This window comes from Nonomuraea sp. NPDC004186 (assembly GCF_053603495.1).
Genome location: NZ_JBSGFQ010000170.1, coordinates 1 through 21,065 on the forward strand (window position 1 = coordinate 1; position 21,065 = coordinate 21,065).

Genomic DNA, 21,065 nt, shown 5'->3' on the forward strand with positions numbered 1-21,065 from the left:
CAACCGAGGTTCTGTTTCTACTCGTGACTTGGTGTACATCTCCGTTGAAGGGGACGACGCAAACCCCAAGTCCCGCCTCAATGGGGGGGATGTTGTCGTAGTCCGAACTGGTCAGGCTGGTGCAGCCGCCAAGGTCCCTGAATCGCTTGATGGTGCCAACGCCATCGATATCCTCATAATTCGTCCGGGGACGGAAACTGACGCAGACTTCCTCGTCTGGTACCTCAACTCTCCTGTGGCCACCTCCCACATTGATGAAGGCTCAGTTGGAGCAATCCAAGGGCACTTCAACGTTGGGGCTCTGCGCGAGTTGCCGTTCCCGACCATCTCTCTGGATTCGCAGCGCCGGATTGCTATTGACTTGGATACGAAAGTCGCTGCTATCGATGCCTTGATTGCGGAAACCGAGCGGTTCATCGAGCTCTCGCGGCAGCGCCGAGCCGCGCTGATCACGGCGGCGGTGACCGGCCAGATCGACCTGCGAGGAGTCGTGTGATGGCTGACCACAACGAGGTTGTCTTCGAGACCGAGATCTGTGAGCACCTCGCCGCCCACGGCTGGCTGTACTCAGCCACCGACATCGGGTATGACCGGGAGCGAGCGCTGTTCCCCGAGGACCTGTTTGCGTGGCTGGAGGCGACCCAGAAGCCGGCGTACGAGAAGGCGTTGAAGGCGGCCGGGTCTCAGGCGAAGTTCCTTGACGTGCTGAGCACAGCCCTCGATAAGCCGCTGGAGCACGGTGGCGGGATGCTGAGCATCCTGCGGACCGGGGTGCAGTACATCGGCGGTGGCCGGTTGAAGATGGCGCAGTTCCGGCCCGAGACGACGCTAAACGAGACGACGAACGCCGAGTATGCGGCGATGCGGGTCCGGGTGATGCGGCAGGTGCATTTCTCGACCGCCGACCAGCGCAGCATCGACCTGGTGTTCTTTGTCAACGGGCTCCCAGCCGCGACAGTAGAGCTGAAGACCGACTTCACCCAGTCGCTGAACGAGGCGATCCAGCAGTACCGCAAGGAACGCAACCCGCTGACCAGCGGCCGAGTCGAGCCGCTGCTGTCGTTCGGACACCGGGCGCTGGTCCACTTCGCGGTTTCCAACGACCTGGCCGCGATGACGACCCGGCTGGAGGGCGAGAAGACGCAATTTCTGCCGTTCGATACCGGCTTCGATGACGGTGCGGGGAACCCGCCTGGTGCGGACGGGAGGTCGGCGACGGCGTACCTATGGGAGCGGGTCTGGGAAAAGCACGCCTGGCTCAACATCATCGGCCGGCTGATGATCGTGGAGACCAAGGAGGAGTGGGACGTCGCGACCGGCACGTCGGTGCGCCGTACGAGCATGCTGTTCCCCCGGTTCCACCAGTGGGAGGCGGTGACGAAAATCGTGGCCGCCGTGGCTGAGGAGGGTGTCGGCCAGCGTTACCTGATCGAGCACTCCGCGGGGTCGGGGAAGACCAACACGATCGCCTGGACGGCGCACCGTCTCGCGCGGCTCCACGTCGATGATGAGAAGGTCTTCGACTCGGTCATTGTGGTCGTCGACCGCACGGTGCTCGACGGGCAGCTTCAGGACGCGATCCGGCAGATCGACGGCAGCGGGAAGATCGTCGCGACGATCAGCCCCGAGGACGTGCGCAAGGCCGGCGCGAAGTCGAAGTCCGGCCTGCTGGCACAGGCGCTGAAGAATGGCGAGTTAATCATCGCGGTGACGGTGCAGACCTTCCCGTACGCACTCGATGAGATCCGGGCCGACTCCGGCCTGAAGGGCAAGCGGTTCGCCGTCATCGCGGACGAGGCGCACTCCTCGCAGTCGGGGCAGATCTCCTCGAAGCTGAAGCAGGTCCTGACCGCCGAGGAGATCAAGGAGATCGAGGACGGCGGCTCGGTCGACATCGAGTCGGTCCTGGCCTCGGAGATGGCCGAGCGGGCCGAGTCGGAGAACATCTCCTACTTCGCCTTCACCGCAACGCCGAAGAACAAGACCCTGGAGCTGTTCGGCCGCAAGGGGCCGGACGGCAAGCCGCACGAGTTCCACCTGTACTCGATGAAGCAGGCGATCGAGGAGGGCTACATCCTCGACGTGCTCAAGGGCTACCAGTCCTACGACACCGCGTTGAAAATCGCCGGCAAGGCCGAGAGCGGCGACGGTGGCGAGGTCGAGGAGTCGGCTGCGCGCAAGGGACTGATGCGGTGGGTGCAGCTGCATCCAACCAACATCAGCCAGAAGGTGCAGATCATCGTCGAGCACTTCCACGCCAACGTCGCCCACCTGCTGGAGGGCAAGGCCAAGGCGATGATCGTCACCGACTCGCGCAAGGCCGCGGTGAAGTACAAGAAGACGATCGACGCCTACATCGCCAAGCGGGCCGCCGAGGACGCGTCATATAACTACCGGACTTTAGTTGCGTTCTCCGGGTCGGTGTCGATGACCGAGAACGACGAGTGGAGCCAGGACTGGGGGCCGACGCCGTCGAAGGACGACGAGTTCACCGAGGCCAAGATGAACCCCGGAGCGGGCGCCGACCTGGCCGCGGCGTTCAAGGGCGAGACGTACAAGATCATGCTGGTCGCCAACAAGTTCCAGACCGGCTTCGACCAGCCGCTGCTCTCGGCGATGTACGTCGACAAGAAGCTCTCCGGGGTCGCCGCCGTGCAGACGCTCTCCCGGCTCAACCGAACCCACCGCACCGCCGGCGGGGAGCAGAAGGCCAAGACGTTCGTCATCGACTTCGTCAACAAGCCCGACGACATCAGGGCCGCCTTCGAGCCGTACTTCACCAACGCCACCCTGGAGACCGAGACCGACCCGTACGTCGTTGTACACCTTGCGAACAAGCTCGCCCAGGCGGGGATCTACACCGAGGAGCAGGTCCGCCAGATCGCCGAGCTGTGGGTCACCCGCAAGGGCAACAACGCGCTCTCGGCGGCAATCAGCCCAGCCCAGCATGACTTCCGGCGTCGCTACGCGGCAGCGATCGAGGCCGAGGACAAGGTCACGCTCAACACCCTCGACCTCTTCCGCAAGGACGTCTCCACCTACGTGCGGCTCTATGACTTCATGAGCCAGATCGTCGACTACGGCGACCCGTACATGGAGATGCTCTCGATCTTCCTCCGGCTTCTGGAGAAGGTCATCGCCGAGTCCTCGTGGAGTGCCGACGTCGACCTCTCTGACGTGGTCCTGGTCGGTGTGAAGCACAACAAGAAGATCGCCGTCGACATCTCGCTGACCGGAGACGGCGAGCTCAAGGGGATCAGCGCAGCAGGCACCGGCACAAAGAAGGAGCCGAAGTACGTCGCGCTCCAGGTCGTCATCGACAAGATGAACGACCTCTTCGGTGCCGAGGCGTTCGCCGAGTCCCAGATCCGGGAGTTCGTGCAGGGGCTCGTGCAGCGACTGCTCGCCGACCCGAACCTGGTCCAGCAGACCCGGGTGAACTCGAAGAAGCAGTTCATGGAGTCGCAGGACTTCCAGTCCGCCGTCACCGAGGTCGTCGCCGACAACCAGGAGGCGCACAACGCCATGGCTGACTACTTCTTCACCGACGGGCCTGCGATCAAAGGGATCATCGTGGCGCTCGCCGACGCGTTCTACGAGGCCGCGATCGACAAGGGGGCAGACGGGCCTAGCTCAGGATCTTGAGGTGTCCCCTCACAGTTCCTTCCTCTTGTTCGGGGGGCCTTGCAGCAGATCAGACCGTTCGGGGAACTATCGTTCTAATTGGGTAATCACTCATGGTCCCCACACCGCGGCAGAGACTGTGGGGTTGGGTCTTCGAACACTTCATTACGAGTGAGAAATTGATCGTCCACAGGCGTTCACCCTGCTCGGGATTGCCTGCTCGGGCAGGAGGTAGAGGGGCAGCCAGTCCACCGCCGTCCAAGGTCATCCGAAGCCGTCGCTAGCAAGATCGGTGCTCAGCCCTTGTGCTTCGATGGCAAGTGGGCCCGTACCGCAGGGCTGCCAGGCCCGAGGAACGGAAGCCGCGCGGCAGGATGACCTTCCGCTTTCAATCGGAGCAATCACCCTGCTCGCCTACCGGAGACCGTGGTCAGAATGTAGTGGACCGCTGCCGCTGGATGCCCTTGGTGGCCGACGTTGCTGTCACTACTGCTGTCATCGGGAGCCCCCACCATCGTTGCTCACCTGCAAGATCTCGATGGCCTTAAGTACGTCCGTAACCACGTAATCGGCCTGGTGGTCGACACCGGGACAGGTGCCTCGGGCGATCCAGATCGTTCGAAGACCCGCAGCACGCCCGCCGGCTATGTCGGCGGTGAGGTTGTCGCCGATCATCCATCCACCATCGGCGAGGCTCATGCCGCAACGCTTGGCCGCGATCTCGAACAGACCGACGTTGGGCTTACGGATGCCCTCGGCTCCCGACAGCGCGTAGGCGTCGACAGCCTCGGCCAACCCGGTCTGCTGGATCTTCCCAAGCTGGTTGTCCACGGTCCCGTTAGTTACGACGGTCACCTTCCAACCGGTTGCCCGAAGCAGCGACAATCCGGCCATCACTTCCGGCCGACAGCGGACGAAGTACGGCATACGCCCTCGATACCGGCCCACGGCTCCGTAACCGTTTCCGACAGAGTGAAGTGCTCTCGCACCCTCGTAAAGAACTCCTCGCGGTGCGGGTAACCGGCCTGGTCGAGAGCGATCAGCCAGTCAAACGCCTCCGGACCCAAGCCGTATGCATCGGTGAACTCCTCGACCCAAATTGGGAATGCCGCGTCAAGATCTATGAGGGTGTTATCCAGATCGAAGAGTGCGAGTCGTTGCATGATTGAACTTTCCTGTATCCATTACCCATGCATATCTCGACGCACAGAAGGACCAGGACAATAACCATCCACCCTCAACGTTCACGCGAGGATACTTCGCCACAGCCTGACATCAACCACGAGCGCTAGCACTCGTCACTTCAGGGAGATCACCTCACCTAGCGGCCAATCTCTCCCGCTCTAGCTCGTCAATCTCATCAGCCACCGTGAAGAGTACATTCTGGGCTGCACCCTTGGCCATCAGTACCTCAATTATGTCTGCGAGAGCCCAGCAGCCGTATAGCCACGCATTGAATTCTGCCTCAGTAACTGCATTGGCAAATCTGTTTCTCCATTCACCAGGATGATGTCCACAAAAGGCGGCGGCGATTGCCCCAGCAATTGTGGGAACCACCGTCGCATCCAGGCCCCCGCTCACCAGCCTCCGCGAAACCGCTAGAGGCAGCTGAGCAAGAAGATTATCGATCTTTTCCTGATCTTCCTCTTGTTCAATTTGTTCAAGGTCGGCTTCTTTGGGAATTAAATAATAAATCAGCGTCGCAAATCCTCCAACCAGGTCGGACGGGGCGACTCCTCTATACCTGGACGGGTCCGGATCATAGTTTTCGTCGTCCACCAGCATGGCGTCGATGATGGTCGCCGCAGCCTTCACATCACCTGGTATGGGTACCGGAACGAAGTTTTTCGTTGAAGTCGCCTCCGCTTTATTGATTGACGAATCAGCTTTCATGATGACGGCCGCTCGTCGACCATGCTTGGTAAGGAAAACAACCTGATTACCGTAGACGACCTCGTCCACGAGTTGTCCCAGGCAGTCCCTTGCGTCGCGGAGTCCGATCTCGCGCTCAACGGGGCCGCTAGCAGTGTCTCTGCTATCCATGAGGCGAGAGTGTACACCCTGTACACCTTGCAGGTTGAGGCTAGACAGACTTCTTGCCTAGAGTCACTCGCGTTCCCACTGGCGACGGAGGTACTCGAAGTGGATTGGCGCAGTGATGCAGTTAAGGAGACGGGACGCACGATCCGAACGGCTTTGAATAGTTGGTCTCGGACCATCCGTCTTTGCCTTATCACAACATCAGCAACAGTAGGCATGGCAACGCTGCTTTTGTTTCACCGCTAGTCAGCCGATACTACGACTATCACCAACCTGAAGAATGGCTGCAACGCGCAACGCAACGCAACGCAACGCAGCGTTGCAGCCGTTTTAGTTTGTTCTGTTTGCTTTTGCAGATCAACTGTCGGCGCTAACACAGGGCGCAACTCGTTGGAGGCCATCTCCTCGTCGGGCAGGCGTGGCCCGGCCGGTCTGGCCCCCCTTGGGGGTGACCGGCGAGGAGATGACCGCCCTCCCTCGCACTGTTCGCCGCTCATCTCCGAGGATGGCCGGGGGTGCAGGGGCGGAGCCCCTTGCGGTTCTTCCGTCCGCGGACCTCAGCGAACTGGACCGCGTCGCCCTGGTCGTCGTCCTGGCCGCGGTGGCTGTCGACGGTCTAGGCGTTCCGTCTTAGTGGCTGGGAGCGCGCGGACGGCGCCGGCTGGGACCGGCCGAAGAGCCGCAGCCCGGCCGGCTGGCCGACCGGCGCGCGACGCGGGCCGCCGTAGGCGGGCCGCTTTAAAACCGTGGAGAAAAGTCTCATCCAGTCGATCAATCAGGCCCTTGGCCTGCAGATTTGATGCCTCGTTGGCTGCGATCATGGTTGATGCATGAGGGGTAACTGCGCATGGCTCAGCCGATGTGAGGGCCATGCCCTTGGAGGAAATGCCCGATCCTCAGCTTCATCGAGCTGTGCATGGCGTAGTCGTCGAGCTCGTGCCGAGGCACCCACCGCACCTCCTTGGATTCTGCGCTGGGTGTCGGCCGGCCGCTCGTCGCCCTGGCCGTGAGGACGAGAGAGAACTCCTGCCGAACCTCGTCGTTGCTGGTGTAGTGGATCACGTGTCGAGGATCGCTGTAGGTGCCGACGAGGCCGGTGATCTCGCAGGTGATCCCGGTCTCTTCGAGCGTCTCTCTGATGGCTGCCTGGGGGATGGACTCGCCGAGGTCGATAGCGCCGCCGGGTAGCGCCCAGTTGTCGTTGTCCGAGCGACGGATGAGCAGTAGCTTGCCGACCTCGTTGGTGACCACGACGTTCACGGACGGAACGAGGCTGTTGGCAGCTGGCGCGTTCGGGTCGTCGTAGTAGTCGATCCGCTTGCTCACGTCCCCGGAGCCTACTCCGCCGAGGGCCTGCCGTTGAGGGGGTCCGCGTCCTCGCTCTATTCGGTTTCGCTGTCGACCTTCACGAAGCTGCCCAGGTTGGGGACGGTGTAGACCTTGCCGGCGCCTCTGAGGCGTTCCATCGCCTTGCGTATGGTGGGGCGGGCGACTCCGAACTCCTCCATGAGCTTGACTTCGGAGATCTTGAACTTGGGTCCCCACTCGCCCGAGTCGATGCGCGCCGTGAGGACTTCGAGGATCTGCTCCCAGCGGGAACGGTCCTCATCGAACTCCCAGGTGCGCGTGTGCTCGACATATCTGGCCACTGTATGAGAGTAGGAGGGCGTTTCACGGCTCTTCATGGCGGATCGTGGAGCTCCATGGCATTACATGGGATAGACAGGGGCTTACAGGATTGCTAGCTTGGATGTATGGCGTTGGTGAGCGAAGGTCCAGGGCCCCTCCGGGTGGGGCTCCGCGGGTGCGCTCCGGCTGGCCGCCCCGTGAGGGTGCACCATGCGGTTGGAGTTGGCTACTCGCTCACCAACGCCGGTCCATTGATCGCGGTCTCCGAAGGCATCGCCGGCGTCACGTTGGCGATCGCGCGTTCCGAAGGACGGTGAGCCCTGTGTCAGATTTCGGCGACTTTCACGGCACGCACCCCGCCTCGCCTCGTCCGGATGCGGTGCCAGTGAGGTGGTTCGCGGTTGAGCGGCGCCCGGATCGGGCCCGGGTCCGGGGCTACACCTGCGAATGCCTGTCCCTGGTCTTCGAGCAGTGCATCACTGGTGGGCAGGGATTCGTCCGGCGGCACGACCGGTCCGTCTTCCCTTGGACCATTGCTGAGAGCCCGCGAGTTCGAGTTGGCGACGCCGAGACGCTGTGGCGGCAGCTCATGAACGGGGAGGCGAGGTAGCGAAGCGCCGAACCATGCGATCCACGCACACGTAGCGTCACAATGTGCAACTGATATGTGACAGGTGTTTCTGCAGGTCGAAGGCCGACCTGGGGTTTCGCATGCCCGCCGACTGGCAGTTTTTCTGCCAGTGACGCAGGTCACCCGCCTTATCGTCGAAGCAAGCGACGGCGAGAGGGAGGGGCTCGGACGTGGCAACAGAGTACGTGACGCAGGGCCAGCGGATCGCGCGGGCTCGTCACCGCAAGGGATGGGACCAGACCACGCTCGCTGAGAAGATCGGCCGTTCCGTCTCCTGGTTGTCCAAGGTGGAGAACGGACGGCTGCCGCTGGACCGTATGAGCGTGGTCGGGCAGCTCGCCGAGGTGCTCGGGGTGGAGGTCGCCGAGCTCACGGGGCAGCCGTACAGGCACGAGACGACCGAACTCGACTCCGGGCACGCGGCGGTTCCCGGACTACGGCTCGCGCTTCAGCAGGCTTCGCTGCCCAGCGGCGTCTTGCTGCGGGCGCCCAGAGAACCGCGGTTGCTGCAGGAGCTTGAGGCGAATGTCCGTCTCGCTGAGCAGCTCCGGCAGGACGCCAAGTTCACCGCGCTGGGGGAGGTGTTGCCTAGCATCCTTACCGATCTCATCGCCCTTACCAATGACTCGTCCGGCGAACGCGATCGGGCCGAAGCGTTGATGCTGCGGGCCTGTCACATGGCGCGGGTGTCGTCCAACCTGCTGGGGCATCACGACCTCGGCTGGACTGCCGTGCAGCGTGAGCTGGTCGCTGCTCAACGGGTCGGTGCCCCTGACCTGGTCGCTGCGGCGAGCTGGGATCTGTGCGGCGTGTGGCTGCACGAAGCGCAGCTCGACCCCGCCAAGGACGCGGCCCTGTCGGCGCTCGATCAGATCGAACCGCACGTGGGCGGAGACGACACGATCAAGGCGATGTGGGGCGCGCTGCACCTGCGGGCTGCTGTGGCGTACTCGCGGCTCTGGGATCAACGAGAGGCGGAGAGTCATCTTGAGGAGGCTCGCCGGGTCGCCGAAGTGCTGCCGCGGGACGGCAACGTCTTTCAGACGCAGTTCAACCAGGTGAACACGACGATCCACGCGGTTGAGGTCAGCATGGAGTTGGGCCGGCCGCGCGATGTCATCACTCGCGCCGAACACGTCGAGATCGCTCAGATCGCCTCGTCGGAACGCCAGGCTCACTACTGGACCTGCACCGCGGCGGGCTACCACATGAACAGCAAGGACAACGAAGCGGCAGACGCTGTGCTTCGTGCCGACCGGATCGCTCCTCAGCATGTCCGGAACCGTCCGTTGGTCCGCAACATCGTGCGCGACCTGCGAGACAGCGGCAAACTGCACCGTCAGCGCGAGATCCTCAACCTGGCCAAGGTGATGCACCTGCTCTGAGCACGACAACGGAGGGCTATCCGCGCAATGGCTCCCCATCCGTCAGGTAACCCGGGGGCACTTCGGCGCCCTGCCTACACAATGGGGTGGTACGTGGGTCTCAGTGAGATCGAACGACAGATCCTGCTACGCGAGCTGGCGGAGATCACGGTCGACTTGGCCGAACTCCAACGGCGCACCGTCAGGATCACTTCTCGGCTTGATCAGGACGAGTCCGAGCGTCTAGCTCGTCCAGCCTGACCGCCAGCTTCTGCATGTGCTGACGGATCTCGCTCAGCTGCTCGGAGATGATGCGGAACTCTTCGCTGTGCTCGCCAGGTGCGGGGCCGGCGGTCTCGTCGTCGGGGGTCCGGCTGACGAAACTGCCGGCTCCCTGGCGGGTCTCGATAAGTCCCTCATCGCGGAGGACGGCCAAGGCGTTGCCGATGGTCATCATGGCAACGCCGTACCGTTCCGCCAGTTCGCGGGCCACGGGGAGGCGCTCGCCGACCGCGAATCGGCCGGATGCGATGTCGCGCCGGATGTCCTCGGCGATCCTCAGGTACGGCCGGCGGCGGTCGGTTGCCATGACCCAACTTTAACGGTTCTAGATGCCTAGGTCTCTGGGCAACCTGTAAGCAATTTCAAGCCAAGTTAGCTATCTTGGTTTACGGAACTAGATACCTAGGTATCTTTGTATCTAGAACACTGCCTCTGAAGGAGACCAGCTCTCGTGCGTACCATCCCGATCCCGGTCGACACCTCCAAGCTCGTCATCACCTGCGTCAAGGCTCCGAAGCCGCGCCTGGTCAACAAGGACACCGGCGAGATCAAGACCGACAAGAACGGCAACACCGTCTACGAGATCACCGTCTCAGTGGAGGACGAGTTCGGCCGGATCGAGCTCGTCAAGATCGGCATCTCGGGCGAGCCCCCGATCAGCGCCGGTCAGCAGATCAACGCCACCGGCATGGTCGGCTACGTCTGGGAGATTGCCGGTCGGTGGGGCATCTCCTACCGCGCCGCTGACCTCCTACCGGTGGACACGGAGCCGCTCCGTGTCTGACACCACGCTCCTCGTGCTCGGAGTCCTGGCCGCTGCCGCGGCCGGGCTCTGGGCCTGGCGCCGCTGGCACTACCCTTCGTTCTGGCTCGTGGCCGCCTTCCCGCTGACCGCCATTAGCGTACGAGCCACCTGGCGCAAGGTCGCCCTCGGCTGCAACCTCACCAAGAAGCGGCAGCGCTTCTGGTTCACCACCGTCCCCGGCCTGGTCGCCTCGACCGGCGTCGTTCGCGTCAGGCGCAAGTGGCAGCGCATCGCCGTCGACACCAAGCCGTTCATGTGGCTGCCCAAGCCCACCCGCTACGGCTGGCGGGTCACCCTGCACACCCTGGAAGGCCAGATCCCCGGCGACTACAGCGACGCCGCCGAACGGCTTGCCCACTCCTGGGGCGTGCACGCGATCCGCGTGTCGTCCCCTCGCCCTGGACGGGTCGTCCTATCCGCCACCGTCCGCGATCCACTCGTCCGGGTCGAAACCCTGCCCACCTCACCCGAACTACTCAAGGTCGTCGTAGGCCGGTTGGAGACCGGCGGCCCGTGGATCATCGACTTCAGGACCGTCCCGCACTACATCAACGCCGGAGCCACCCAGTCCGGCAAGTCCAACCTCGCCAACGCCCTAGTCCAAGGGCTCGCTCCACAACCGGTCGCCCTGGTCGGCTTCGACCTCAAAGGCGGCGTGGAGTTCACCCCGTACAACCCACGCCTGTCAGCGCTGGGCACCACACGAGCCGAATGCACTGCCCTGCTGGAAGACCTGGTCGACCTGATGACCAGCCGCATGGCCCAGTGCCGAAAGGCCGGCGCCCGCAACATCTGGCAGCTGTCGGACGATCAGCGCCCCGTGCCCGTTGTCGTCCTGGTCGACGAGCTGGCCGAGCTGTACCTGATGGCCGACAAGAGCGAGAAAGACGAGATCGCCAAGACCTCGACCGCCCTCCTCCGTGTGGCGCAGCTCGGGCGGGCGTTCGGCATCTACCTGTTCTGCTGCGGCCAGCGCATCGGCTCCGACCTCGGCCCCGGGGTTACGGCGCTACGCGCTCAGTGCTCTGGGCGGATCTGTCACCGGGTCAACGACCCCGAGACCGCCACCATGACCCTCGGCGACCTCGACCCCGCCGCGCTCGACTCCGCCCGCGCCATTCCCGCCGAGACCCCCGGCGTCGCCATCGTCGCCTCCCAGGACGGCCAGTGGTACCGCGCCCGCTCCTACTACGTCAGCGAACAAGCCGCCGAACTGGCCGCCACCACCTACGCCGACCGCTCACCGGCCTGGGCCGACGTCATCGCCGGCCAAACCGCCCAGGTGAGCGACGCCGACCTCGCCGACTTCCTCAACTCCATCCCTGATCCAAGAGAGGCCTGAAACCGATGCGACGCCTCGCCCGCTGGCTGCTCGACACCGGTCCCGTCCTCGTCCTGGCCCTCATCGCCGGAGCCGGGTCCTTCACCCACATCCGCGACACCGCCAGCGAACACGGACAGTCCGGCTGGATGGCCTGGGCGATCGCCGTCTGCATCGACCTGACCTGCGTCATGGCCGCCCGCGAACGCCAACGCGACAAGAAGACCGCCCGCCAGCGGCGCGGCCTGATTTCCTGGCCCGTCCTCGTCCTGACCGGAGGCATCGTCCTGTCCCTGGCCGCCAACCTCCAACAAGCCGACCCGACCATCTGGGGCCGGATCACCGCCGCCACCCCGGCCGCCGCCTTCCTCGTCGCCATCTCCATGCTCGAACGCCGGACGTCCGGCCCTCGTCCCCACCCGTCCGCGGACGTCTGCGAGACGTCCCCCAAAGACGTCCCCGCATCCCCTCCACGTCCCGACGAGTCCGTAGCCGTCCCGTCCGCAGATCGTCCCGCCCTCGTCCCCGCCCAGGACCGCCAGGACGGTCAGGACGAACACCCCGGCCCGTCCCCGGCACTCGTCGACTACGCCCGCCGCGTCGCCGATGAACACCACGCCCGACACGGCAAACCCATCACCCGCGACGTCCTTCGCGCCCGCCTCGGCGTGTCCAACCAGCTCGCCTCCGACCTGCTCCACACCTTGCGCACCGTCCCGGAAACCACCTGAAAGGCGCATCACCATGAACAACGACCGAGACGCCCTCATCGCCGGACTCATCGCCCTGGCGGGCTTCCTCAAAGCCCATTCGCAGATACCGACCTCAGTAGCGCCCGTCACCATCCGCGCCTTCCCCGCCAACGGCTCCGACGACGACATGCGCGCCGAAGTCGACAAAGTCGCCGCCCTGCTCGGCGCCGAGATCGACCCCGCCCACCTGCCCTACGACCACTACCTGACCGGCATCGGCTTCGGACCGGTCCGCTACGAGTTCATCGCCATCCTCGCCGCAGCCCGCGCCCGCCACGCCGCCGCAGACAGCTACCGCGACTGCATCCAGACCGACACCACCCAGGAGCACTGACCATGCGCATCCGCCTCGAAGGCAACCGCGCCGAACTCACCCTCGGCATGATCCACCTACGCCAGCACTTCACCATCACCTCGATGTCGCGGGCCTTCCCCAACCGGAACCGGCCGCGCAACTACCGGCTCTACCTCACCATCACCCCGCGCAAGGGCCACTGACCATGGAACCCGAAGAGCCCTGGACCGACTGGCCCGAGATCCTCGCCGCCGTTCCACCCACCCACGGCTGCTGCTGCACCTGCAACGGCACGGGCCTCGACGGCGACGGCGACACCTGCCGCGACTGCGACGGCACCGGCATCGACAACCACGGCGCATAGCCGAGATCCCCTCACCTGGCCACACAACCGCCAAGTTCCGCGCCAGGTGAGGGGCCATCCCACTCCAGAACGCATCCGGACAGGACGGATCCATCTTGCCCCACCCACACGCCACAGCCGGGATGATCTCCCGACTCCACGACCCGAACTACGACCGCTGGGCCAGCCAGATCAAGCGCACCGGTGGCTGCCGCCAGCCCATCCATCTGCGTGGCAAGGTCGAACACTACGACCAGGCCACCGGCATACTGCTCCACCGCTACAGCACCACCACCGAACCCAATGGCGTCCTGCGCGTCGCATGCAAGACCCGCCGCGCCTCCCGCTGCCCGGCCTGCGCCGAGGTCTACCGCGCCGACACCTACCAACTCGTCCGTGCCGGCCTCATCGGCGGCAAGGGCGTGCCCGAGACCGTCAGCAGCCACCCGTGCCTGTTCGTCACCCTCACCGCGCCGTCCTTCGGGGCCGTCCACGTGCGGCGCGAGAAGAACGGCAAGGCCCTGCCCTGCCACGCCCGCCGCGACGCCCAGACCTGCCCGCACGGACAAGTGATGTCCTGCACCGACCGGCACGGCACCGACGATCCACGCCTTGGCGAACCCCTGTGTGCTGACTGCTACGACTACGACGGCTCGGTCCTGTTCAACGCCATCAGCCCCGAACTGTGGCGTCGCTTCACCCTGGCTCTGCGGCGGCGCTTCGCCAAGCTCAACGGCTTGACCGTCAAGGCTCTGCGTGAGCACGTCAGCATCGCCTTCGCCAAGGTCGCCGAATACCAGCGCCGCGGTGTCGTCCACTTCCACGCCGTCATCCGCCTCGACGGACCCGACGGGCCCAACTCACCACCACCTGCCTGGGCCACCGCCGACGCCCTCACCCAAGCCGTCCAGCACGCGGCAGCAGCTGTGACAGCGGAGGTCAAGCCGCTCGGCCGTACCTTCCGGTGGGGCACACAGCTCGACGTCCGCCGCATCACCATGGACAGCGACCTCACCGAACAGGCGGTCGCCGCCTACATCGCCAAGTACGCCACCAAAGCCGCCGAATGCGTTGGCACCCTCGACCGCCGCATCCAACCCCTCGACAACCTCGACGCCCTACCCATCCGCGACCACGCCCGCCAGCTGATCGCCGCTTGCATGCGCCTGGGCAGCCACCCCGGCCTGGCCGACCTCCGGCTCGCCCACTGGGCGCACATGCTCGGCTTCCGCGGTCACTTCTCCACCAAGAGCCGCCGCTACTCCACCACCCTCGGCGCTCTCCGCGCCGCCCGCGAAGACCACATGCGCACCGAAGAGATCACCACCGGACGACTCCCACTCTTTGACGACGACACCGTCCTGGTCATCGCCCACTGGGCCTACGCCGGACAAGGACTCTCCGCCGGCGACCAGTTCCTGGCTGCCGCCATCACCGGCCACCGCGCCGAACCTCGGGGGACCACATGACGCCTGAGCTGCTCACCGTTCCACAAGCCATGGCCGCACTGAAGGTCAGCCGGTGGACCGTCTACAACCTCATCCGCTCCGGCGAACTCGGCTCGATCGTCGTCGGCGTCCGCTGCCGCCGCATCCCGACAGAAGCCCTGAACGACTACGTCACCCGACTCTGTGAGGAGGCCGCTTGATGCCCGCCAGGACTGCGTTCTCCTCTCCGGAGGAGCCCAAGCGCCCACGTAAGGGACGCCGTACCCGCGCCAACAACGAGGGCTCGATCTTCCCCTACAAGAACGGCTGGGCAGGCTACGTCTGGGTCACCACACCCGAGGGCAAGAAGACCCGCAAGTGGGCCTACGGCAAGACCCGCGAGGAGACTCACGAGAAGTGGCTCAAACTGCACGAACTCGCTCGCAAGGGGCCGGTGGTTACCAAGTCGCCGAAGCTCTCGGACTACCTCGCTTACTGGCTCACCAACGTCGTGGAACCCAACCTCGCCCCCAAGACCGCCGCGAACTACGAGATGTTCGCCCGGCTCTACATCACACCCGCACTTGGCCCCAAACGGCTCGACAAGCTGACCGTGCGGGACGTCCAAACCTGGGTGAACAAGCTACGGCGCTCGTGCCAATGTTGCGACCAGGGCAAAGACGCAGCCCGCCCGAAGATCCACAGCAACCCGAAGCGCCGTCAAAACTGCTGCGCAGTCGGCAAGTGCTGCAAGTCTGAACCCTCAGAGTGGACAGTTCACGACGCGTACATGACGCTCCGTGCTGCCCTGAGCAACGCGGTACGAGAAGAGATCCTGGCCCGTAACGTCGCCTCCAACGTCAAGATGCCTGTTCCTCGCAAGCGCAAGGTCAAGCCGTGGTCGGTCGAGGAGGCGCGGGCCTTCCTGGAGTCAGCGCGCAAGAACGAGGACCCGATGTACCCGGCCTACGTCCTGGTGCTCGTCCTCGGGCTGCGCCTGGGCGAAACGCTCGGGCTGCGCTGGGAAGACGTCGACCTCGACCAGGCCGAGATGACGATCGGATGGCAGCTCCAGCGCGTCGCGGGCAAACTGCTGCACCGCCAGACCAAGACGGACGCCTCCGATGCCACTCTGCCCTTCCCGGAGATCGTCACGACTGCCCTTCGTGCCCGTCAACGGGCACGCGACACCGCACGGGAAGCCGCGGGGAACGACTGGCAGGAGACTGGCCTCGTCTTCACCACCGCCAGCGGCCGGCCGATCGAACCGTCCAACTTCCGGCGCAGCTTCGCGAACGCCTGCACCAAGGCCGGAGTGCGGAAAGTCCACGTCCACGTGACCCGCAAGACCTGCGCATCCTTGCTCGTCGCCCTTGACGTCCATCCGCGGGTGGCCATGCAGATCCTTCGTCACTCGCAGATCGCGGTGACCATGAATATCTACAGCGAAGTCTCGTCAGAGGAGACGCGCAAGGCGCTGAAGCGCTTGGGGCAGCACCTCGGCTCCTGAGCCGTCCACCATGCTAAAGGGCCGCTTCCCCAGGGGAGCGGCCCTTTAGCATGGCGCGGGAACTCTAACCTGTCGGTACCCCTCACTACGATCACCGCATGTTTGGCTTAGACGCGGTGGAGTCGATTCTCCTTGTCCTGCTGCTGGTGATCATCGGGATCGGGATCAGCAGGTGGATAGGACGGCGCAAGGTGGTGCGCATCTACGTCGGCCTGGACCACATCACTCCTGTCGGCGTTCAGGTCCGAGCCCACGACCTCATCGAGGCAGACAGGTTCCGCGACGCCGTAGAGCTGATCCGTAAGGAATCCCAGGTATCCCGGCAAACCGCGGTGGAAGTCGCAGAGGTTCTGCGCGCTGGTGGGGTCCTGCCGGGCTTTCCGGTGTTCGATGAGGGAGATCTGTCCACCAGGGTTCGCAAGCTGATCGAAGCCGGCAGCCGGAAGGAGGCCGTCTTCCTTGCGCGAAGCACCGAGGACATGAGCCAGTCAGACGCCGAGGCGTTCGTCGACTCCCTCTCGCGAGAGCCGAACGCCTAACTCAGGGTGAGTTGTCGCCGTAGCTGTACTTTGCAGCTGTACAAGATCGAAAAGGCCACTTCCTGCTCTGAGGAAGTGGCCTTTGACCTGGGGTGGAGCCTAGGAGATTCGAACTCCTGACTTCCTGCTTGCAAAGCAGGCGCTCTGCCAACTGAGCTAAGGCCCCTTCGACGAAGATAGCTTACCGGGCGGACGAAGCTACCTGCGTCGTACCAAGGTCATCGCTCAGTACCAAACTAGGGAAGTCGGCGATCGAGTCAAGGATGTGGGTCGCGCCGCCCTTCAGAAGGCGCTCCCGGCTGTGGACTCCGGTCATCACCCCCGCCACGATCGACGCCCCCGCGCGCCTGCCGCAGAGCATGTCGCTTTCGGAGTCGCCGATGACGGCCACCTGGCGGACGTCCTCCGCCCCGAGGCGCAGCACCGCGTGCAGGACCATGTCCGGCCAGGGGCGGCCGCGGCCGCCGGCGTCTTCGGGGGAGATGGCCAGGTCGATCTTGTCGTGCCAGCCGAGGACGCTCAGGATGCGGCTCAGGGTGGTGCGGCTGAAGCCGGTGATCAGGGCGAGCTTGATGCCGGTGCCGCGGAGTTTGTCGAGAACCTCCAGAACTCCGGGCATGGGGACGAGACCCGCCCGCTCCAGAGTGCCCTCGTAGGAGCGCTCGAACGTCAGGTTCGCCGCTTGCGCCTGGGCCTCGTTCCCGGGGAAGATCCCACGGAAGACATCGATCTTGGGGCAGCCCCGGGACCGGTGCACGTGAACCATGGCACGCGCGTATGCTCCGGTCCCGGGCACTATGCCCTGGGTCGCGATCGCCTCGGCAAAGGCGCGCTCGACCATGGCGATGTCACCGACTGTGGTGCCTGCCAGGTCCAGGCACACCAGCTTGATGGGGACGACGTCACTCATCGCCTCGCCGGTCGGTTAGTTCTCGCTGCCGGTCGCCTCGGTCCAGAGATCGAGCTCTGCGCGGTCGGCCTGCACCTTACGCCAGATCAGCAACCCCCCAAGAGCGATCAGCGCCAGAACGAGCAGCTTCTTCACGGTGTGACCCCACTTCTTCGACGGCCTCACCTGCCGGGGTGAGACCCAACGGTTGACATGCAGCCTAGCAAGGGATGGCTGCGCTCCCTGTGTTGCGCACAGACCAGATGCGCGGAATGCGCGGAGAACGAGTGGTCAGCCCCAGGTGAGGCGCGTTAACCCCATCCCCCACGACATCTCGGATTCCTCTCCGTGTCCATCCCCCTCTACTCAGGGGGCCACCCGTCAGGCAACAGCTCGATCATGCCAAATATCGCGCCCGGGCGCGCATGACTTCGAACTGGACATACCCCAGGGGGGTGTGTTACGTTCCTCGCCGTTCCCGGATATACCCCCTGGGGGTAACAAGGAAGGAAGGGGTCACGTCATGGCTGACGAAAGACGCTGGTGGGCGCTCATCGTGCTCGCGGCGGCACAGTTCATGGTGATCATGGATACCTCCATCATCGGCGTCGCGCTCCCCGACATGCAGCGCGACTTAGGCTTCTCCGACGGCGGGCTGCAGTGGGTGTTCAACGCCTACGTGGTCGCCTTCGGCGGGTTGTTGCTGCTCGGCGGGCGGCTGGCCGACCTGTTCGGGGCGCGCAGGGTGTTCGTCACGGGATGGGCGGTCCTGATCGCCGGATCCGTGGTCGCCGCCGCTGCCACCACCGCCTGGGTCGAGGTGGCCGGGCGTGCCGTGCAGGGCATCGGCGGGGCGCTGATCGCGCCCGCCGCCATGGCGCTGCTCATGATGCTCTTCGGCCACAACGCCCGCGAGCTGGGCAAGGCCATGGCACTGTACGGCGCCGCCGCCCCGGCGGGTGGCACCGCGGGCGTGTTCCTCGGTGGCGTGATCACCGAGTATCTGAGCTGGCCCTGGGTCTTCATCATCTACGTCCCGATCGGCCTGGCCACGCTGGCGGCCACCAGGCTGCTTCCCGCCGTGCGCGGCAAGCGCGGATCCGTCGACCTCGTGGGCGCCGCGTCCGTCACCGCGGGCATCGCGCTCGTCGTGTACGCCATCGTCGCCGCGAACTGGCCGGCCGGACTCGGTGGCGCGGCGCTGCTCGCCCTGTTCCTGTTCGTGCAGCGTACGGTCAGAGAGCCGCTCATGTCCCTGGCCATCTGGCGCACGCCCGGCCTGGCCACCTCCAACCTGGCCATGGCCCTGCTCGGCGCGGCCTGGATTCCCATGTGGTACTTCCTCAACCTCTACCTGCAGCAGGTCCTCGGGTACGGCGCGTTCGCCAGTGGCGCGGCGCTGCTGCCGATGACCGTGGCGATCATGATCTTCATGATCGGCATCACCGCAAGGCTGCTGGGCAGGTTCGGGGCCAAGCCGCTCATCGTGGTCGGGCTGGCGGTGCTGGCGGCCGGGGTGGCCGGACTCGGGTTCACCGGCGGGTTCGCCACGAACGTGCTCCCCGCGAGCCTGATCGCGGCGGTCGGGATGTCCCTGGCGTACATCCCGGCGATGATGTCGGCCATGTCGGGCGCCCGCCCGGAGGAGGCGGGCCTCGCCTCCGGCATCGTCAACACCACCTACCAGGTCGGCTCAGCGCTGGGCCTGGCCGTCATGACCGCGCTGGCCACCTCCCAGGAGCAGCTCGGCTTCCAGGCCGCCTTCACGGGCGCCGCGGTGGTGGCCGTCCTGGGCGCGGCGCTCACGGCCGCTCTCATGCGCAGGCCGGCCGTACGCGAGAGCGATCCTGTCGGCTGAATCCCAAAAACCCTTCTGGATACCCTAGGGGGGTAGGGTGTTAGGCTACGAAGAAAGGAGATCTCATGAGCACCACCACCTACATCGTCAAGGGCATGACCTGCGGCCACTGCGTGAGCTCGGTGAAGGAAGAGGTCAGCGGCGTCGCGGGGATCACCTCCGTGGAGGTGGACCTGGCCGGCGGCCTGCTGACGGTCAACAGCGAAGGCCCCGTCGGCCGCGCGGAGATCGCCGCCGCGGTCGAGGAGGCCGGATACGAGCTGGCGGGCCAGGCATGAACGCCGCCGCCAAACTCGGCGCCTACGTCCTGGGGCTGACCGTCGTCTTCGGCGGCGCCCTGGGCGTGGGCCAGGTGGCCGGCCCGACGGCGGCCCCGGCGCAGGTCGAGAACCACGCCGCGATGGCTCCGCAAGAGGACCACGCCGCGATGGCTCCGCAAGAGGACCACGCCGCGATGGCTCCGCAAGAGGACCACGCCGCAATGGCCCCGCAAGGCGAGCACGAACAGACGAAGAGCGATACCCCTAGGGGGCTTCAAGTGTCCGAGAACGGTTACACCCTGAACCCGTTGACCACCGTCAAGGCCGGCGAGCCGACCGACTTCCGCTTCACGGTGACCGGCCCTGATGGCAGGCCGGTGACCGACTACCAGGTCGAGCATGACAAGAAGCTGCATTTCATCGTGGTGTCGCGGGATCTGGGGAGCTTCCAGCACCTGCACCCCGTCCAGGACGGGGACGGCGCGTGGTCGGTGCGGCTGACGCTGGCGGATCCGGGCGCGTACCGAGCTTTCGCGGACTTCGCTCCGGTGGGCGGCGGTAACCTGACGCTGGGTGCGGATCTGCTGGTCGCGGGGGACTACAAGCCGCAGCCTCTTGCTCAGGTGGCTCGTACGGCTGAGGTGGATGGCTACACGGTCTCCATGGCGGGTGATCTCGTGCCCGGCCAGGCGAGCAAGCTGACGCTGAGCGTGAGCAAGGACGGCAAGCCGGTGACCGACCTGCAGCCGTATCTGGGGGCGTACGGGCATCTGGTGGCGTTGCGGGCCGGTGATCTGGCCTACCTGCACGTTCATCCGGAGGAGAGCGTGAAGGCGGGGCCGGAGATCACCTTCTACGCCGAGGTGCCCAGCGGCGGCGACTACCGGTTGTTCCTGGATTTCCAGCATGACGGCAAGGTCCGTACCGCGGACTTCACCGCCCGGGCGAGTGGTGCGGGACCGGCTCAGCCGGGCACCAGCAGTCACGGGCACTGAATCAGGAAAAGGAGGGGTGATGACTTCCCTGGCCCAGGACAGATCCGTCGAGCTGTCGATCGGTGGCATGACCTGCGCGTCGTGCGCGAACCGGATCGAGCGCAAGCTGAACAAGCTCGACGGCGTGAGCGCGACGGTGAACTACGCGACGGAGAAGGCGAAGGTCACCTTCCCGGATGGCGTGGACCCGAAGGACCTGATCAGCGAGGTGGAGAAGGCCGGGTACACGGCCGCGCTGCCGGCTGCCCCGGCTCCGAGCGAAGCACCCCAGCAGGACGAGCTGCGGCAGCGGTTGATCACCGCGGTGGTGCTGAGTGTGCCGGTGGTCGCGATGGCGATGATCCCGGCGTTGCAGTTCACGAACTGGCAGTGGCTGTCGCTGGTGCTGGCGGCGCCGGTGGTGGTCTACGCGGGCTGGCCGTTCCACAAGGCGGCCTGGACGAACCTGCGGCACGGCGCGGCGACGATGGACACGCTGATCTCGGTCGGCACGCTGGCCGC

Annotated in this window: 25 protein-coding genes and 1 tRNA gene; 17 read left to right on the forward strand and 9 right to left on the reverse strand. The window is 65.2% G+C overall.

Annotated features, from left to right (window positions below; all coding sequences use genetic code 11):
- Together ACWEPL_RS59955 and ACWEPL_RS59960 are read left to right on the forward strand one after the other, a co-directional pair.
- Positions 1-496, forward strand: a 496-nt coding sequence (locus tag ACWEPL_RS59955; protein ID WP_452442007.1) for a hypothetical protein, incomplete at its 5' end; no start/stop codon positions are given.
- Positions 496-3,645, forward strand: a complete 3,150-nt coding sequence (locus tag ACWEPL_RS59960; RefSeq protein WP_452442008.1) for a type I restriction endonuclease subunit R — start codon at positions 496-498, stop codon at positions 3,643-3,645. The genes ACWEPL_RS59955 and ACWEPL_RS59960, both read left to right, overlap by 1 nt.
- 474 nt (positions 3,646-4,119) lie before the next feature.
- Here ACWEPL_RS59960 and ACWEPL_RS59965 read toward each other — a convergent pair whose 3' ends face one another.
- From ACWEPL_RS59965 to ACWEPL_RS59985, 5 genes are all read right to left on the reverse strand, one after another.
- Positions 4,120-4,551: an HAD family hydrolase gene (locus ACWEPL_RS59965; RefSeq protein ID WP_452442009.1), complete on the reverse strand. Its 432-nt coding sequence runs from the start codon at positions 4,549-4,551 to the stop codon at positions 4,120-4,122.
- Positions 4,518-4,787 carry a hypothetical protein gene (locus tag ACWEPL_RS59970; RefSeq protein WP_452442010.1) on the reverse strand — a complete coding sequence of 90 codons (270 nt, stop codon included), beginning with the start codon at positions 4,785-4,787 and terminating at the stop codon, positions 4,518-4,520. Before ACWEPL_RS59970 ends, ACWEPL_RS59965 begins: the two co-directional genes overlap by 34 nt.
- A gap of 154 nt (positions 4,788-4,941) precedes the next feature.
- Positions 4,942-5,667 (reverse strand): type II toxin-antitoxin system prevent-host-death family antitoxin, encoded by a 726-nt coding sequence (locus tag ACWEPL_RS59975; RefSeq protein WP_452442011.1) that lies wholly within the window; start codon positions 5,665-5,667, stop codon positions 4,942-4,944.
- 849 nt (positions 5,668-6,516) lie between these two features.
- Complete coding sequence (locus ACWEPL_RS59980; RefSeq protein WP_452442012.1) at positions 6,517-6,990, reverse strand: NUDIX hydrolase; 474 nt, start codon at positions 6,988-6,990, stop codon at positions 6,517-6,519.
- Positions 6,991-7,046: 56 nt separating this feature from the next.
- Positions 7,047-7,313, reverse strand: coding sequence for a winged helix-turn-helix domain-containing protein (locus tag ACWEPL_RS59985; RefSeq protein WP_452442013.1), 267 nt, complete (start codon positions 7,311-7,313; stop codon positions 7,047-7,049).
- A gap of 781 nt (positions 7,314-8,094) precedes the next feature.
- On the opposite strand from ACWEPL_RS59985, the gene ACWEPL_RS59990 reads away from it, so the two are divergent.
- Positions 8,095-9,309, forward strand: a complete 1,215-nt coding sequence (locus ACWEPL_RS59990) for a helix-turn-helix domain-containing protein (RefSeq protein WP_452442014.1) — start codon at positions 8,095-8,097, stop codon at positions 9,307-9,309.
- A 187-nt stretch (positions 9,310-9,496) separates the two neighbouring features.
- On the opposite strand, the gene ACWEPL_RS59995 is transcribed toward ACWEPL_RS59990, so the two are convergent.
- Positions 9,497-9,877, reverse strand: coding sequence for a GntR family transcriptional regulator (locus tag ACWEPL_RS59995; protein ID WP_452442015.1), 381 nt, complete (start codon positions 9,875-9,877; stop codon positions 9,497-9,499).
- A 144-nt stretch (positions 9,878-10,021) separates the two neighbouring features.
- On the opposite strand from ACWEPL_RS59995, the gene ACWEPL_RS60000 reads away from it, so the two are divergent.
- The 10 genes from ACWEPL_RS60000 (at position 10,022) to ACWEPL_RS60045 (ending at position 16,562) form a co-directional block, all read left to right on the forward strand.
- Complete coding sequence (locus ACWEPL_RS60000; protein WP_452442016.1) at positions 10,022-10,354, forward strand: SCO3933 family regulatory protein; 333 nt, start codon at positions 10,022-10,024, stop codon at positions 10,352-10,354.
- Positions 10,347-11,717, forward strand: coding sequence for an FtsK/SpoIIIE domain-containing protein (locus tag ACWEPL_RS60005; protein ID WP_452442017.1), 1,371 nt, complete (start codon positions 10,347-10,349; stop codon positions 11,715-11,717). Before ACWEPL_RS60000 ends, ACWEPL_RS60005 begins: the two co-directional genes overlap by 8 nt.
- Positions 11,718-11,722: 5 nt before the next feature.
- Entirely contained in the window at positions 11,723-12,427 is a 705-nt protein-coding gene (locus tag ACWEPL_RS60010) for a DUF2637 domain-containing protein (RefSeq protein ID WP_452442018.1), read from the forward strand.
- 13 nt (positions 12,428-12,440) lie between these two features.
- Complete coding sequence (locus ACWEPL_RS60015; protein WP_452442019.1) at positions 12,441-12,782, forward strand: hypothetical protein; 342 nt, start codon at positions 12,441-12,443, stop codon at positions 12,780-12,782.
- 2 nt (positions 12,783-12,784) lie between these two features.
- On the forward strand, positions 12,785-12,946 hold the full coding sequence (locus ACWEPL_RS60020) for a hypothetical protein (protein ID WP_452442020.1): 162 nt from the start codon (positions 12,785-12,787) through the stop codon (positions 12,944-12,946).
- A gap of 2 nt (positions 12,947-12,948) precedes the next feature.
- Entirely contained in the window at positions 12,949-13,107 is a 159-nt protein-coding gene (locus tag ACWEPL_RS60025; protein WP_452442021.1) for a hypothetical protein, read from the forward strand.
- Between the two features lie 122 nt (positions 13,108-13,229).
- Positions 13,230-14,555 (forward strand): replication initiator, encoded by a 1,326-nt coding sequence (locus ACWEPL_RS60030; RefSeq protein ID WP_452442022.1) that lies wholly within the window; start codon positions 13,230-13,232, stop codon positions 14,553-14,555.
- A complete protein-coding gene (locus ACWEPL_RS60035) occupies positions 14,552-14,734 on the forward strand; it encodes a helix-turn-helix domain-containing protein (protein ID WP_452442023.1) in 183 nt (60 codons plus the stop codon). Before ACWEPL_RS60030 ends, ACWEPL_RS60035 begins: the two co-directional genes overlap by 4 nt.
- On the forward strand, positions 14,734-16,023 hold the full coding sequence (locus ACWEPL_RS60040) for a site-specific integrase (protein ID WP_452442024.1): 1,290 nt from the start codon (positions 14,734-14,736) through the stop codon (positions 16,021-16,023). The genes ACWEPL_RS60035 and ACWEPL_RS60040 overlap by 1 nt, the downstream gene beginning before the upstream one ends.
- 98 nt (positions 16,024-16,121) lie before the next feature.
- Positions 16,122-16,562 carry a hypothetical protein gene (locus ACWEPL_RS60045; RefSeq protein ID WP_452442025.1) on the forward strand — a complete coding sequence of 147 codons (441 nt, stop codon included), beginning with the start codon at positions 16,122-16,124 and terminating at the stop codon, positions 16,560-16,562.
- Between the two features lie 93 nt (positions 16,563-16,655).
- Here the strand turns inward: ACWEPL_RS60045 and ACWEPL_RS60050 are convergent.
- The 3 genes from ACWEPL_RS60050 to ACWEPL_RS60060 form a co-directional block, all read right to left on the reverse strand.
- A tRNA-Ala gene (locus ACWEPL_RS60050) sits at positions 16,656-16,728 on the reverse strand.
- Between the two features lie 15 nt (positions 16,729-16,743).
- Positions 16,744-17,472: an HAD-IA family hydrolase gene (locus ACWEPL_RS60055; protein ID WP_357752501.1), complete on the reverse strand. Its 729-nt coding sequence runs from the start codon at positions 17,470-17,472 to the stop codon at positions 16,744-16,746.
- A gap of 15 nt (positions 17,473-17,487) precedes the next feature.
- Positions 17,488-17,607: a DLW-39 family protein gene (locus tag ACWEPL_RS60060; RefSeq protein ID WP_020542320.1), complete on the reverse strand. Its 120-nt coding sequence runs from the start codon at positions 17,605-17,607 to the stop codon at positions 17,488-17,490.
- 367 nt (positions 17,608-17,974) lie between these two features.
- On the opposite strand from ACWEPL_RS60060, the gene ACWEPL_RS60065 reads away from it, so the two are divergent.
- The 4 genes from ACWEPL_RS60065 to ACWEPL_RS60080 form a co-directional block, all read left to right on the forward strand.
- Positions 17,975-19,309 (forward strand): MFS transporter, encoded by a 1,335-nt coding sequence (locus ACWEPL_RS60065; protein WP_452442026.1) that lies wholly within the window; start codon positions 17,975-17,977, stop codon positions 19,307-19,309.
- A gap of 65 nt (positions 19,310-19,374) precedes the next feature.
- A complete protein-coding gene (locus ACWEPL_RS60070) occupies positions 19,375-19,587 on the forward strand; it encodes a heavy-metal-associated domain-containing protein (RefSeq protein ID WP_452442027.1) in 213 nt (70 codons plus the stop codon).
- Entirely contained in the window at positions 19,584-20,564 is a 981-nt protein-coding gene (locus ACWEPL_RS60075) for a hypothetical protein (RefSeq protein ID WP_452442028.1), read from the forward strand. The genes ACWEPL_RS60070 and ACWEPL_RS60075 overlap by 4 nt, the downstream gene beginning before the upstream one ends.
- 19 nt (positions 20,565-20,583) lie before the next feature.
- A partial coding sequence (locus ACWEPL_RS60080; RefSeq protein ID WP_452442029.1) for a cation transporter occupies positions 20,584-21,065 on the forward strand: 482 nt, incomplete at its 3' end.

Coding starts and splice junctions, on each gene's coding strand:
- ACWEPL_RS59960 (WP_452442008.1), top strand. CDS start 496: ATGGCTGACCACAACGAGGTTGTCTTCGAGACCGAGATCTGTGAGCAC.
- ACWEPL_RS59965 (WP_452442009.1), bottom strand. CDS start 4,551: ATGCCGTACTTCGTCCGCTGTCGGCCGGAAGTGATGGCCGGATTGTCG.
- ACWEPL_RS59970 (WP_452442010.1), bottom strand. CDS start 4,787: ATGCAACGACTCGCACTCTTCGATCTGGATAACACCCTCATAGATCTT.
- ACWEPL_RS59975 (WP_452442011.1), bottom strand. CDS start 5,667: ATGGATAGCAGAGACACTGCTAGCGGCCCCGTTGAGCGCGAGATCGGA.
- ACWEPL_RS59995 (WP_452442015.1), bottom strand. CDS start 9,877: ATGGCAACCGACCGCCGCCGGCCGTACCTGAGGATCGCCGAGGACATC.
- ACWEPL_RS60010 (WP_452442018.1), top strand. CDS start 11,723: ATGCGACGCCTCGCCCGCTGGCTGCTCGACACCGGTCCCGTCCTCGTC.
- ACWEPL_RS60015 (WP_452442019.1), top strand. CDS start 12,441: ATGAACAACGACCGAGACGCCCTCATCGCCGGACTCATCGCCCTGGCG.
- ACWEPL_RS60020 (WP_452442020.1), top strand. CDS start 12,785: ATGCGCATCCGCCTCGAAGGCAACCGCGCCGAACTCACCCTCGGCATG.
- ACWEPL_RS60025 (WP_452442021.1), top strand. CDS start 12,949: ATGGAACCCGAAGAGCCCTGGACCGACTGGCCCGAGATCCTCGCCGCC.
- ACWEPL_RS60030 (WP_452442022.1), top strand. CDS start 13,230: ATGATCTCCCGACTCCACGACCCGAACTACGACCGCTGGGCCAGCCAG.
- ACWEPL_RS60035 (WP_452442023.1), top strand. CDS start 14,552: ATGACGCCTGAGCTGCTCACCGTTCCACAAGCCATGGCCGCACTGAAG.
- ACWEPL_RS60040 (WP_452442024.1), top strand. CDS start 14,734: ATGCCCGCCAGGACTGCGTTCTCCTCTCCGGAGGAGCCCAAGCGCCCA.
- ACWEPL_RS60045 (WP_452442025.1), top strand. CDS start 16,122: ATGTTTGGCTTAGACGCGGTGGAGTCGATTCTCCTTGTCCTGCTGCTG.
- ACWEPL_RS60055 (WP_357752501.1), bottom strand. CDS start 17,472: ATGAGTGACGTCGTCCCCATCAAGCTGGTGTGCCTGGACCTGGCAGGC.
- ACWEPL_RS60065 (WP_452442026.1), top strand. CDS start 17,975: ATGGCTGACGAAAGACGCTGGTGGGCGCTCATCGTGCTCGCGGCGGCA.
- ACWEPL_RS60070 (WP_452442027.1), top strand. CDS start 19,375: ATGAGCACCACCACCTACATCGTCAAGGGCATGACCTGCGGCCACTGC.
- ACWEPL_RS60075 (WP_452442028.1), top strand. CDS start 19,584: ATGAACGCCGCCGCCAAACTCGGCGCCTACGTCCTGGGGCTGACCGTC.